The sequence below is a fragment of the Pseudomonas sp. MOIL14HWK12:I2 genome (genome assembly GCF_000510745.1).
GTDB lineage: Bacteria > Pseudomonadota > Gammaproteobacteria > Pseudomonadales > Pseudomonadaceae > Chryseomonas > Chryseomonas oryzihabitans.
Window position 1 is genome coordinate 197652 of record NZ_AZOA01000013.1, and the last position, 12919, is coordinate 210570.

The window sequence follows — 12919 nt, forward strand, 5'->3', positions numbered from 1 at the left end:
GTACGCGCCGGCGGTAGTTGCAGCGCGAGGCTGCTGCGCAGGCTGATGCGCTCGCCCAGGGTGCGCTGGAAGAGTTCTTCCAGGGACAGGATCAGGTCGTTGACGTCCACCGGCCGCGGGTCGAGGGTCTGCCGGCGCGCGAAGGCCAGCAGGCGATGGGTCAGGGCCGCGGCGCGGGTGGCGGATTGCTCGGCGGTGTCCAGGTAGCGTTGCAGGTTGTCGTGACGACCCTGGTCGAGACGCCGGCGCAGCAACTCCAGGGAACCGCTGATACCGGTGAGCAGGTTGTTGAAGTCGTGGGCGATGCCACCGGTGAGATGGCCGATGGCTTCCATCTTCTGCGCCTGGCGCAGGGCCGCTTCGGCATTCTGCAGGGCCAGGGCGGCATCGTGCTCGACGGTGACGTCGCGGCCGAAGACATAGATGCGTCCGTCGTGATCGGCGGTGGCCTTCCACATCATGTGGCGCCAGGCGCCGTCGCGGGTGCGCAGGCGCCCGGGCAGATCGCTGAGCACCTCGCCGTGGCGCAGGGCGGCCAGGCGCGGAAACACCGGCGGATCGTCCGGATGCTCCAGCGAGGTCGGCGGCTGGTGGCGCAATTCCTCGTCGTCCCAGCCCAGGGTGCGGCCCCAGGCGGGATTGCGGCTGAGCCAGCGTTGTCCCTGGATGACGCCGAGCAGGTCGTCGGCCACGCGCCACATGCGGTCACGCTCGACGGTGCGCTCGTGGACTCGCTGTTCCAGCAATTCGGCCAGGCGCCGCAGGCGGTGCTCGGCCATGCGGATCTCGCTGACGTCGGTGTGCACGCCCACCCATTCGCAGACCACGCCGTTCTCCCGCACCGGCAGGGCGCGCACGCTGAAGGTGCGCCACTGGCCGTCGCGACAGCGCAGGCGGTGTTCGTCGTGGAAGTCCACCTGCTGCTGCACCGCCAGGCGCCATCGACGCAGGGTGCGGGATGAGTCTTCGGGATGCAGGGCATCGGCCCAGCCGTCCTGCTGATACTGGGCATAGCTCTGCCCGGTCAGGGTGCTCCAGGCGAGTTGTTCGCCGAGCAGATGGCCCTGGGCATTGGTGGTCCAGACCACCCCCTGCACCGCCTCCACGGCATTGCGGAAGCGCTGGTTGGACAGGTGCAGCGCGGCTTCGGCCTGCTTGCGCTGGGTGAGATCGACCACCACCAGGCTTACCGACAGTTCCTGGCCGATTTCCGATTGCAGCGGCGAGCCATGCAGACTGACCCAGACCACCGAACCGTCGGGGCGCAGGAAGCGCTGGTCCAGCTTGAAGCTGTCGCCGCGCTCGCGCAGGGTGTCGAGATGGCGCTCCAGGACGGCCCGATCCTCGGGATGGGTCTGGGCCTGCAGGGTCTGCTCCAGCACCCCCACCTCGTTGCGATCGAGCAATTCGCAATAGCGTCGATTGACGAGCAGGATGCGCCCGCGGGCGTCGGTCTGGCAGATGCCGACCGCCGCCTGGTTGATCAGGCTGGCCAGGCGCGCGCTGTGTTCGCGCAGGGCGGTTTCCGCATCGACTCGCTGCTGGACGTCATCGAACAGGGTGACCGAGGCGATCACCTCGCCGGTGGCCGAGCGGACCGGTGCGCTGGATACTTCCAGCAGCCGGATGCTGCCGTCGGGTCGCCGATAGCGCATCAACTCGGGCGCCACCGCCTGGCCGCTGCGCAGCACCCGTACCGTGGGATAGTCGTCCACCGCATAGGGCTGGCCATTGGCGTGCAGGGCGCCAATGGCGCCATAGCGCTCGTCCAGCGTCTCGCCGGCCGGACGCTTGCCGAGGAGGATGTCGACCCGGTCGTTGAGCATCACCGCTTCTTCGCTGCCGGCCTCGGTGATGGAGATGCCCAGGGGTGCCTGCTGCAGCACGCTGGCCAACAGGCCCTGTTCCAGCGACAGGCGCCGTTCGAGGTGTCGGGCCTGATCCTGGGTCTGCTGCCGCACCAGCAGGGCACCCAGCAGCAGGGCCAACTGATCCAGCAGCAGCCGGGTGTCCGCCTCGACGGCGCTGCCCAGCTGCAGATAGCCCAGGGGCTGAGTGGCCGGGCCGAATGGGATGAGCAACTGACCCGCCGGCGGACTGCCGGCCTCGGCCACGGACAGCAGCCGCGCCTGGGGATCGTCGGTCAGGTCGCGCAGGGCCTGGGTGGCGCACAGCCGCAGGGCGGCGAGATCCGTGGTGCCGCTGAGACGCCGTGACCATTCGCCGAGCGCCTGCAGGCGTTGCGGCAGGTCGCGCTCGGCGCTGCGCCGGGCGGCGAACCGGGCCCGGCTCGCCGGGGCCTGCCAGACGTGCAGCAGCCAGCCCACGGGGACATCCGCCCGGCGCAGCGGCACCAGGTGCAGGTCGAGGCGTACCAGGTGACCGTCGCGGTGGCGCAGGCCCTGGGTCTGGCAGCGTTCGAGGGCAGTCAGCCAGCCGTCGGCCGGCGGCTCGGGGAGCAGCAGGCCGACGATGGATTCACCGAGCCAGTCCTGCGCCGTCCAGCCCAGCAGCCGGGCGACGGCCGGGCACCACTGCCCGATCCGCCCGTCGGCGGTCAGGGTGATCAGCGCCGTGTCCGTGGCGGTGTCGAGCAGGCTGGCGAGGGGGCTGGAGATAGGCATGACAAGGGCAGCGATCCGGCCGATTCTTGAAAGAACGTCAAGGCCGTGACGACCTGACTGTCCGACATAGACCGGCGTTTACCCCCGTCGTGCCGCCTGGCTGCGGGAAACTTAATGGCCGTCACGATTTCCCGGCCAGGCGTGCGGGCGTTTTGCCTCAGGGCAGCAGGATGGTCGAGCCGCTGGTCTCGCGACCCGACAGCGCCCGATGCGCCTCCTGCACCTCGGCCAGTGGATAGCGCCGACCGATGTCCACCTGGATACGGCCATCGGTGATCAGCTCGAACAGCTGATCGGCCATGTCCTGCAGGGCCTCGGGCGAGGCGGCGTAGGTGGCCAGGGTCGGCCGGGTGACATAGAGCGAGCCTTTCTGCGAGAGGATCCCCAGGTTGACCCCGGTGACCGCGCCGGAGGCGTTGCCGAAGCTGACCATCAGGCCGCGGGGCGCCAGACAGTCCAGCGACATCTCCCAGGTGTCCTTGCCGACGCCGTCGTAGACCACCGGCACCTTGGCCCCGTCGGTCAATTCGCGGACCCGTGCCGGGACGTCTTCTTGGCGATAGTCGATCACCGCCCAGGCGCCCAGCGCCTTGGCCTTTTCCAGCTTTTCCGGCGAGCCGGCGGTACCGATCAGGCGCACGCCCAGGGCCTTGGCCCACTGGCAGGCCAGGGAGCCGACGCCGCCGGCCGCGGCATGGAACAGCACGGTGTCGCCGGCCTGCAGCGGATAGGTCTGGCGCAGCAGGTACTGCACCGTCAGCCCCTTGAGCATGACCGCGGCGCCCTGCTCGAAGGACACCGCTTCCGGCAGGTGCACCAGATGCCGCTCGGGCAGCACATGGACCTCGGCATAGGCGCCCAGCGGGCCGGTGGCATAGGCCACGCGGTCGCCGGCCTTGAAGCGGGTGACCGCACTGCCGACCGCTTCCACCACCCCGGCGCCCTCGGTGCCCAGGCCGGAGGGCAGCGACGGCGGCGGATAGAGGCCGCTGCGGTAGTAGGTCTCGATGAAGTTGAGGCCGATGGCATGGTTGCGCACCTGCACCTCGTCGGGGCCGGGCGCGGCGGGTTCGAAATCCACAAGTTCGAGTACTTCGGGACCACCGGTGCGGCTGAACTGGATGCGCTGGGCCATGCTTGAGTATCTCCTGGTTGGAGCCCTTGGCCGGGCTCTCTTGGGGTGAGCCTTCATCCAAGCCGCAACCGCGGGCCGCGTCAACCGGTCGGATACGGGTGTTATGCTCTCCGCCCTCCCCGCCTGTTGTGGAAATCCTTGCGATGAATCCCTCCCTGGAGGCCGTCAAGGCCTATCTGCTCGATCTGCAGGAGCGCATCTGCGCCGCACTGGAAGCCGAGGATGGCGCCGCCGCTTTCGTCGAAGACGCCTGGACCCGGCCGACCGGCGGTGGTGGCCGCACCCGGGTGATCGCCGAGGGCGCCCTGCTGGAAAAGGGCGGCGTGAATTTCTCCCATGTGCATGGCGACAGCCTGCCGCCCTCGGCCAGCGCCCATCGCCCGGAACTGGCCGGGCGCAGCTTCGAGGCCATGGGCGTCTCCCTGGTGATGCACCCGCGCAATCCCCATATCCCCACCGCCCATGCCAATGTGCGCTTCTTCCTGGCCGAAAAGCCCGGCGAGGCGCCGGTCTGGTGGTTCGGCGGCGGTCTCGACCTCACCCCCTACTACGGCAACGAGGCCGATTGCGTGCACTGGCACCAGGTCTGCCATGACGCCTGCGCGCCCTTCGGCGCCGACGTCTATCCGCGCTACAAGGCCTGGTGCGACCGCTATTTCCACCTCAAGCACCGTGGCGAGCCGCGCGGCATCGGCGGCCTGTTCTTCGATGACCTGAACGACTGGGACTTCGAGACCTGCTTCGCCTTCCAGCGTGCCATCGGCGATGCCTTCGTCGACGCCTACCTGCCCATCGTCCAGCGTCGCCGCCACCAGCCGTACAGCGAGGCCGAGCGGGAATTCCAGGCCTATCGCCGTGGCCGCTACGTGGAATTCAACCTGGTCTATGACCGCGGTACCCTGTTCGGCCTGCAATCCGGCGGGCGCACCGAGTCCATCCTCATGTCGCTGCCGCCCGAGGTGCGCTGGGGCTATGACTGGAAACCCGTGCCTGGCTCGCCGGAAGCGCGCCTGACCGACTTTTTTCTCACCGACCGCGACTGGCTCGCGCTCGCCCCGACGCCCGCAGGATAGACCCATGGATCGCTACGCCGTCTTCGGCAATCCCATCGCCCACAGCAAGTCGCCGCTGATCCACAGCCTGTTCGCCGACCAGACCGGCCAGCGCCTGCACTACGGGACGCTGCTGGCGCCGCTGGACGGCTTCAGCGAAAGCGCCCGCAGCTTCTTCCAGAGCGGCCTGGGCGCCAATGTCACGGTGCCCTTCAAGGAAGAGGCCTACCAGCTGTGCGATGAACTCACCCCCCGTGCGCGCCGCGCCGGGGCGGTGAACACCCTCAAGCGCCAGGCCAACGGTCGCCTGCTCGGCGACAACACCGACGGCGCCGGCCTGGTGCGGGATCTCACGGTCAACGCCGGTCTGCAGCTGGCCGGTCAGCGCGTCCTGGTGCTGGGCGCCGGCGGCGCCGTGCGCGGCGTGCTGGAGCCCTTGCTGGCCTGCAATCCCGGGCAACTGGTGCTGGCCAATCGCACCGAACTCAAGGCGGTGCAACTGGCGCGCGAATTCGCCGAACTGGGGATGATCGAGGTGGCGGCCTTCTCCACCCTGAGAGCGCCCTTCGACGTCATCATCAACGGCACCTCGGCCAGTCTCGGGGGCGGTCGCCCACCGCTGTCGGAAGCGGTGATCGGTCCACAGACGGTGACCTACGACATGATGTACGGCAAGGACCTCACCCCCTTCAACCGCTGGGCCCTGGACGAGGGTGCCTTCCACACCCTGGACGGCCTGGGGATGCTGGTGGAACAGGCCGCCGAGGCCTTCGAACTCTGGCGCGGCGTGCGCCCCGACAGCGCGCCGGTGCTGGCGGAGTTAAGGCGGCAGCTGGGGTGAGGGGCAAGGCGTGGCTTGTTGGGCGAGGGCCATACTGGACATGCCAAGGCCGCCGTTGCTAGGGGCTCAAATCGCGGCCATGGGCCGCTCCTACGGGATATATAACCGCTGTAGGAGCGGCCCATGGCCGCGATGAGACAGCACAGCAGCGCACGCAGTTAGGAGCAGCCGTATCGGCGGACAGCCATGGCCGCGATTGAGAGTCTTGCTGTGTGGGGTATGGCGAAGCCCGACGGACAGGCGTCAGCCCAACACCTGAGGTTGAACGCCGCGGGATAAAGGAGACACCGGCCAAGCTTGGGCTATACCGAAGCCGATTTCGACCAGCAGAAACACCGCCAGCAAGGGACTGGCGCCTTGGTACAGCGCCCAGGCCTGCCAGAGGGCGAACAGGCCCCTGGCGACGGCATCGTAGCGTCCCAGCAGCAGCGAAGGCTTGGCCAGGCGCAGCACCGCCCAGACGCACACCAGGGAGCCGAGCAGATTGCCCAGCAAAAGGGCTTCCGGCGGGAATGCCGCCAGGGGCGCCAGGCCCAGTGCCTGGCCGAGCTCGTCGAGCTGTCGTAGCAGCCAGGCGAGACTCCAGGGGGTGGCGAAGGGCGCGGTGACCAGCAGATCATAGAGGGCGCTGGCACGGACCAGTCGCAGATAGGGCGCAAGCTTCCACATGGACGGACTTCCTTGAACGAGAGGAAGTCCAGTGTCGACCCTGGAGCAAGGTCCAGGGTCAAGGAGAACGGATGCGTATCGGCACCCTCGCCCAGGCCACCGGCCTGAGTCGCGACACCCTGAGATTCTACGAGCGCCAGGGACTGCTCCAGGCGCGGCGGCGGGCCAACGGCTATCGCGACTATCCGCCCGAAGCCGTGGAATGGCTGGGCTATATCCGCACCGCCCAGCGACTGGGTTTCAGCCTGCAGGAAATCGCCGCCAACCTGAAGGACGTCGAGCGCGCCGCCGATCCGGATGCCTATCTGCAAGAACTGCTGCGCGACAAGCTCAGGGTCATAGAGGCGCGCATCGACGAATTGCAGGCGTTGCGTGGGGTGCTGTATTCGCGCTTGGGTGAAGCCTGTCCGCTGCGGGGGTAGCCGAGCGTTGGGCTTCGCTGCGCTCAAGCCAACCTACCAACTGGAGATGGCCGCCTGCTCTGACAGCCCCTTCTCCCCTTGGGAAAGGGTTGGGTGAGGGCGTACCCGCGCAATGAAGTCACCCGTGGAAAAGGCTGCGCCGTTTTTCACGCTACGGTGCTATTGCGCCAGGTGCCGTTCCAACGAGCTGGGTATAACGGCTGATCGTAATCGGGCCGGCGATGCTGAAGATGGCCGCCTGCTCTGATAGCCCCCTCTCCCCTTGGGAAAGGGTTGGGTGAGGGCGTACCCGCGCAATGAAGTCACCCGTGGAAAAGGCTGCGCCGTTTTCCACGCTACGGTGCTATTGCGCCAGGTGCCGTTCCTACGGGCTGGGTATAACGGCTGATCGTAATCGGGCCGGAGATGCTGGAGATGGCCGCCTGCTCTGATAGCCCCCTCTCCCCTTGGGAGAGGGTTGGGGTGAGGGCGCGCTGTACGCCACGAAGGCACCCGTGGAAAAGGCTGCGCCGTTTTTCACGCTACGGTGCTGCACTCAACCCAACCCGACCAGTTATCGCAACGCTTACGCCCCCTCCTCCCCATACCCCTCGGCCAGGTGCTGGTCCTTGAGCTTCACGTAGTTGCCGGCGCTGTAGGTGAAGAAGGCGCGTTCCTTTTCCTCCAGCGGTCGCACCTGCTTGACCGGGCGACCGACGTAGAGATGGCCGCCTTCCAGCCGCTTGCCCGGCGGGACCAGGCTGCCGGCACCGATCACCACGTCATCCTCCACCACCGCGCCGTCCATGACGATGCTGCCCATGCCCACCAGCACCCGGTCGCCGATCGTGCAGCCGTGCAGGGTCACCTGATGGCCGACGGTGACGTCGTTGCCGATCAGCAGGGGATAGCCGTCCGGGTTGAAGGGGCCGGCGTGGGTGATGTGCAGCACGCTGCCGTCCTGGATACTGGTGCGGGCGCCGATGCGGATGAGGTGCATGTCGCCACGGATCACCGTCAACGGCCATATCGAGCTGTCTGCACCGAGGGTCACGTCGCCGATCACCACCGCGGTGGCGTCGACGAAGGCGCGTTCGCCCAGTTGCGGAGTCTTACCCTGGAAGGTCCTTATGGTCACGATAGATACCTTTTCTCGTCGGAAGGGTCTTGAGACCTATTAGGATGGGCTCCATATATAACTGTCAAAGCCATCGCCCCGAGGGGAACGCCGTGAGCGCCAGCAATCCGCTGCTTCAGTCCCATGACCTGCCGCCCTTTTCCGCCATCAAGCCCGAGCACGTCGAGCCGGCCATCGATACCATCCTGGCCGAGAACCGTGCCGCCCTGGCCAAGCTGCTGGAGACCCAGAAGGAACACCCCACCTGGGCTGGCCTGGTGCTGGCGATGGACGAGCTGAACGATCGCCTGGGCCAGGCCTGGAGCCCCATTGGCCACCTCAACGCCGTGTGCAACAGCACCGAGCTGCGCGCCGCCTACGAGGCCTGCCTGCCCAAGCTGTCGGCCTATTCCACCGAGATCGGTCAGAACAAGGACCTCTTCCAGGCCTATAGCCGCCTGGCCGAGAGCGAGGAAGCCAAGGGCTTCGACGTCGGTCAGAAGACCACCCTGGAACACGCCCTGCGCGACTTCCGCCTGTCCGGCATCGACCTGCCGCCAGCCGAGCAGCAGCGCTATGCCGCCATCCAGGCGCGCAAGTCCGAGCTGGGCAGCAAGTTCTCCAACCAGCTGCTCGACGCGACGCAGGCCTGGACCAAGCACCTCACCGACGAAGCCGCCCTCGCCGGCCTGCCCGAGTCGGCCAAGGCTCAGCTGCAGGCCGCCGCCCAGGCCAAGGAGCTGGACGGCTGGCTGGTGACCCTGGAATTCCCCAGCTACTACGCGGTGATGACCTACGCCGACGACCGCGCCCTGCGTGAAGAGGTCTACGCCGCCTATGCCACCCGCGCCTCCGAACAGGGTCCCAACGCCGGCCAGTTCGACAACGGCCCGGTGATGGAGGAATTGCTCGACCTGCGCCAGGAACTGGCGCGCCTGCTGGGCTACGCCAACTACGCCGAGCTGTCGCTGGCCACCAAGATGGCCGAGAGCAGCGACCAGGTGCTGGGTTTCCTGCGCGACCTCGCCGTGCGCTCCAAGCCCTTCGCCCAGCGCGACCTGGAAGAACTGCGCGCCTTCGCCGCCGAACAGGGCGTGCAGGATCTGCAGAGCTGGGACACCGGCTACTTCGCCGAAAAGCTGCGCCAGCAGCGCTATTCCCTGTCCCAGGAAGAGGTCCGTGCCTGGTTCCCGGTGGACAAGGTGTTGTCCGGCCTGTTCGCCACGGTGCAGAAGCTCTATGGCATCGAGATCGCCGAGTTGCGCGACTTCGAGAAGTGGCATCCGGACGTGCGCCTGTTCGAGATCAAGGAAAACGGCACCTCCATCGGTCGCTTCTATTTCGATCTCTATGCCCGCGCCAACAAGCGTGGCGGCGCCTGGATGGACGGCGCCCGTGACAAGCGCCGCGACGCCCAGGGTCGGCTGATCGATCCGGTGGCCTACCTGGTCTGCAACTTCACTCCGGCCAGCCCCGGCAAGCCGGCGCTGCTGACCCATGACGAGGTGACCACCCTCTTCCACGAATTCGGCCATGGCCTGCACCACCTGCTGACCCGCGTCGAGCATGCCAGCGTCTCCGGCATCAACGGCGTGGCCTGGGATGCGGTGGAGCTGCCCAGCCAGTTCATGGAGAACTGGTGCTGGGAGCCCGAAGGCCTGGCGCTGATCTCCGGTCACTACGAGACCGGCGAGCCGCTGCCCCAGGAGCTGCTGGACAAGATGCTGGCGGCCAAGAACTTCCAGTCCGGCCTGATGATGCTGCGCCAGCTGGAATTCTCGCTGTTCGACTTCGAGCTGCACGCCAGCCACGGCGACGGTCGCAGCGTGCGCGAGGTGCTGGAAGGCATCCGCGACGAGATCTCGGTGGTGCGTCCGCCGGCCTACAACCGCTTCCCCAACAGCTTCGCGCACATCTTTGCCGGTGGTTATGCGGCGGGTTACTACAGCTACAAGTGGGCCGAGGTGCTGTCCGCCGATGCCTTCGCCAAGTTCGAGGAAGAAGGCGTCTTCAACCCCGAAACCGGGCGGGCCTTCCGCGAAGCCATCCTGGCCCGCGGCGGCTCCCAGGCCCCCATGGTGCTGTTCGTCGACTTCCGCGGTCGCGAGCCCAGCATCGACGCCCTGCTCCGCCATTCCGGGCTGAGCGAGGAGGCGGCGTGAGCGAGCCGATCCGCAAGAGGTTCATCGCCGGGGCGGTCTGCCCGGCGTGCCAGGCGCAGGACACCCTGAAGATGTGGACCCAGGAGGGCACGCCTCATCGCGAGTGTGTCTCCTGCGGCTACAGCGACACCCTGGACGAGCGCGGCAATTCGGTCCCCAAGGAATTGCCGACGCGAGTCAATATCAGTGCGCTCAAGCCCAAGAAGCCCGATCCCAAGGTGCAGGCCGTGCAGTTCTTTCCCAATCCCAAGCTGAAGAAGCCGGATTAGGCAGCGGTGACCTTCGACAAGACCGCGCCCGGGATCACCCGGGCGCGGTCTTGTTGTTTTTGGGTTGAGTGAAATCGATCCGTATAGGGCTTCTGTAGCGATGAAAACAGGCATCAGCGCAGGGGGTCTCAAGCTTTATCCACAAAAAGCGGATTCGATAGCCAGCCGATCATCTTTTTAATCCATTGATACTAAAGGCTTTTTATTTGGACCCTGGCTGAGATTAGGGATTTCTCAGGAAGTTATACCGATTTTATCCCCGATTTATCCACAGGCTGCGCGTCCGTGAATGACCCGGGAGTCTTTTTCCGCGATCGGACTCCAAGGGGATAACCGATACCCTCGTCCCCCATGAGGAAAGCCCTCCATGCGTACCCTCCTCGCTGCTGCAGCCTTCTGTCTGACCGGTAACCTGGCCCTGGCCGCGCCGCCGGATCACGAACCTGGCGGGCCCAAGGGGCCGCACGGGCCGGGCTGGCAGGAACAGGGTGATCCCAAGGGCCAGGGACCCGGTCCCAGGGCGCATGGCCAGGGTCGTCCGGGTGCCGGACCGGCCGCCGGCGGGCCGCCCGATCTGGGACCGGCGCGGGAGCGCATCAAGGCGCTGCGAGGGCAGATCGGCCGTGGGGGTGATCTGCCGCCAGGTCTGCGTCTGGAGCGTGGGCGTCCTCTGCCACCCGGCTACGGCCGCCCCCTGCCCCCGGGCATCGCCCGCCAGTTGCCTGACTATCCCGGCTACGAATGGCGACGCCTGGGTACCGACATGGTGCTGGTCGCCGTGGGCACCGGACTCGTCTACGCCATCCTGCAGGGCGTGCTGGACTAGCCCGGGCAATTCTTTTGCCGGCAGCCCGCGGGCACCGCCGAGTTCACCACAGGCTCTGGCACGGGCTCCCGGGGCCGGCCGCTCGGGCGTGGCCCGCCGGCGCGCCGGCGCAGGCGATAAATGGCGAAATCCCTCTGGCACAGTGCCAGCCCGGATTTCAGTAGAATAGCCGCCGCGCGCGGCCGCCTTCCGCCTCCAGACGGTAGGGAAACCGGGCCGCTTCGCATCGGTCTCAACGCCCATCGCTCGCCAAGGATTTCCCATGAGAGCTCTGCCCCGTCTGCTGCCGCTGGCCCTGTTCGCCCTGCTCGTGGGGCACAACGCCCCGGCCCGCGCCGAACCCGGTCTATTCAATCTGCTGGTCGGCAGCTACACCGCGGGCAGCAGCCAGGGGTTGTATGTCTATCGCTTCAACAGTCGCAATGGTCAGATCGATGGCCCGCTGCGCATCGTCAAGGCGTCCAATCCCTCGTTTCTGACCCTGTCTCGCGATGGCCGGACCCTGTTCGCCGTCAACGAGAACGGTCGGGGTTCGAGCGGCGATACCATTGGCCGGGTCACCTCCTATCGCTTCGAACCGGGCAATGGCCGTCTGCAGCAGGTCAGCCAGGTCAAGAGCCTGGGCGACGAGCCGACCCATTCCAGCCTCAGCACCGACGGCAAGTTCCTCTTCGTCGCCAACTACTCCAGCCTGCCGGAAGGCTCCCTGGCGGTGCTGCCGATCCAGGACGGCGGCGTGCTCAGTCCGGTGGCGCAGATCGAATTCCACCAGCCCAGCGAACAGCACCCGCGCCAGCAGTCGAGCCATGTGCATGCGGCGGTGACCACCCCGGACGGCCGCTTCGTCTTCGCCCCGGATCTGGGCGCCGACAAGGTCTTCGTCTATCGCTATCTGCCGCAGCAACCGGAGCGGCCGCTGGTGGCCGCCGAGACACCCTTCGTGCCGGTGCCGGAAGGCAGCGGGCCGCGCCACCTGGTGTTCAGCGCCGATGGCCGCTACGCCTACCTAACCCTGGAACTGGCCGGCCAGGTGATGGCCTTCGCCCACCAGGACGGCATGCTGCGGCAATTGCAGAGTTACAGCCTGACGCCCCAGGAATTCACCGGCGAGCGGGATGCCGGCGCCCTGCACCTGTCCGGCGACGGGCGCTTCCTCTATGTCGCCAGTCGCGGCACCGACAACCAGCTGGCGGTATTCGCGGTGAATCCCGACGGCACCCTGACCTTTGTCGAGCGCCATCCGGTCAACGGCCTGTCGCCACGGGAATTCGCCATCGATCCGTCCGGACGCTTCCTGCTGGTGGCCAACCAGAAATCCAATCAGCTCAAGGTCTTCGCCCGGGATCCCGACAGCGGCAAGCTCGGCGACGAACTCCAGAGCCTGGACGTTGGCGCGCCAGCCGACCTCAAATTCGTCGCGGTACCCTGATGACCCACTTCGATCGTCTGCACCACGTGGCGCTGATCTGCGCCGACTACCAACGCTCCCGGCACTTCTACACCGAGATCCTCGGGCTGCCGGTGATCGCCGAAACCTATCGCGAGGCCCGGCGCTCTTGGAAGCTCGATCTGGCGGTGGGCGCGCATGCCCAGCTGGAGCTGTTTTCCTTTCCTGATGCCCCGCCGCGGCCCTCGCGCCCGGAAGCCCAGGGCCTGCGCCACCTGGCCTTTGCCGTGGCCGACCTGGATGCCACCGTCGCCCACTTGCAGGGCCATGGCGTGGTCACCGAGCCGATCCGCACCGACGAGCTGACCGGCAAGAGATTCACCTTCTTTGCCGATCCGGACGATCTGCCGCTGGAAGTCTACGAGCGCTAGCGCGC

General features: G+C 67.1%; 11 protein-coding genes and 1 pseudogene. 8 read left to right on the plus strand and 4 right to left on the minus strand.

Features of this window, described 5'->3' with window-relative positions; all coding sequences use genetic code 11:
* Positions 1-140: 140 nt before the first annotated feature.
* Both PSK12I2_RS0112955 and PSK12I2_RS0112960 read right to left on the minus strand, forming a co-directional pair.
* Positions 141-2624 (minus strand): annotated as a pseudogene (locus PSK12I2_RS0112955) (PAS domain S-box protein); the annotation flags it as partial.
* A 157-nt stretch (positions 2625-2781) separates the two neighbouring features.
* Positions 2782-3759 carry an NADPH:quinone reductase gene (locus PSK12I2_RS0112960; protein ID WP_027598738.1) on the minus strand — a complete coding sequence of 326 codons (978 nt, stop codon included), beginning with the start codon at positions 3757-3759 and terminating at the stop codon, positions 2782-2784.
* Between the two features lie 143 nt (positions 3760-3902).
* Between PSK12I2_RS0112960 and hemF the strand changes: the two genes are divergently transcribed.
* Both hemF and aroE read left to right on the plus strand, forming a co-directional pair.
* On the plus strand, positions 3903-4832 hold the full coding sequence (gene hemF, locus PSK12I2_RS0112965) for an oxygen-dependent coproporphyrinogen oxidase (RefSeq protein ID WP_027598739.1): 930 nt from the start codon (positions 3903-3905) through the stop codon (positions 4830-4832).
* Between the two features lie 4 nt (positions 4833-4836).
* Positions 4837-5652, plus strand: coding sequence for a shikimate dehydrogenase (aroE, locus tag PSK12I2_RS0112970; protein WP_027598740.1), 816 nt, complete (start codon positions 4837-4839; stop codon positions 5650-5652).
* Between the two features lie 243 nt (positions 5653-5895).
* On the opposite strand, the gene PSK12I2_RS0112975 is transcribed toward aroE, so the two are convergent.
* Positions 5896-6321 (minus strand): hypothetical protein, encoded by a 426-nt coding sequence (locus PSK12I2_RS0112975; RefSeq protein WP_027598741.1) that lies wholly within the window; start codon positions 6319-6321, stop codon positions 5896-5898.
* A gap of 71 nt (positions 6322-6392) precedes the next feature.
* Between PSK12I2_RS0112975 and PSK12I2_RS0112980 the strand changes: the two genes are divergently transcribed.
* Positions 6393-6743, plus strand: a complete 351-nt coding sequence (locus tag PSK12I2_RS0112980; protein WP_027598742.1) for a MerR family transcriptional regulator — start codon at positions 6393-6395, stop codon at positions 6741-6743.
* A gap of 565 nt (positions 6744-7308) precedes the next feature.
* Here the strand turns inward: PSK12I2_RS0112980 and PSK12I2_RS0112985 are convergent.
* Positions 7309-7860, minus strand: coding sequence for a gamma carbonic anhydrase family protein (locus PSK12I2_RS0112985; RefSeq protein ID WP_027598743.1), 552 nt, complete (start codon positions 7858-7860; stop codon positions 7309-7311).
* Positions 7861-7904: 44 nt separating this feature from the next.
* Here PSK12I2_RS0112985 and prlC point away from each other — a divergent pair, with 44 nt between their 5' ends.
* The 5 genes from prlC to PSK12I2_RS0113010 all read left to right on the plus strand — a co-directional run bounded on the left by prlC (position 7905) and on the right by PSK12I2_RS0113010 (position 12914).
* Entirely contained in the window at positions 7905-10001 is a 2097-nt protein-coding gene (prlC, locus tag PSK12I2_RS0112990) for an oligopeptidase A (protein ID WP_156930145.1), read from the plus strand.
* Positions 9998-10270, plus strand: coding sequence for a YheV family putative zinc ribbon protein (locus PSK12I2_RS0112995; RefSeq protein ID WP_027598745.1), 273 nt, complete (start codon positions 9998-10000; stop codon positions 10268-10270). Before prlC ends, PSK12I2_RS0112995 begins: the two co-directional genes overlap by 4 nt.
* A gap of 367 nt (positions 10271-10637) precedes the next feature.
* Complete coding sequence (locus PSK12I2_RS0113000; RefSeq protein ID WP_027598746.1) at positions 10638-11096, plus strand: anti-virulence regulator CigR family protein; 459 nt, start codon at positions 10638-10640, stop codon at positions 11094-11096.
* Between the two features lie 262 nt (positions 11097-11358).
* Positions 11359-12525: a lactonase family protein gene (locus tag PSK12I2_RS0113005; RefSeq protein ID WP_027598747.1), complete on the plus strand. Its 1167-nt coding sequence runs from the start codon at positions 11359-11361 to the stop codon at positions 12523-12525.
* Positions 12525-12914, plus strand: coding sequence for a VOC family protein (locus PSK12I2_RS0113010; protein ID WP_027598748.1), 390 nt, complete (start codon positions 12525-12527; stop codon positions 12912-12914). The genes PSK12I2_RS0113005 and PSK12I2_RS0113010 overlap by 1 nt, the downstream gene beginning before the upstream one ends.
* Positions 12915-12919 lie beyond the last annotated feature (5 nt).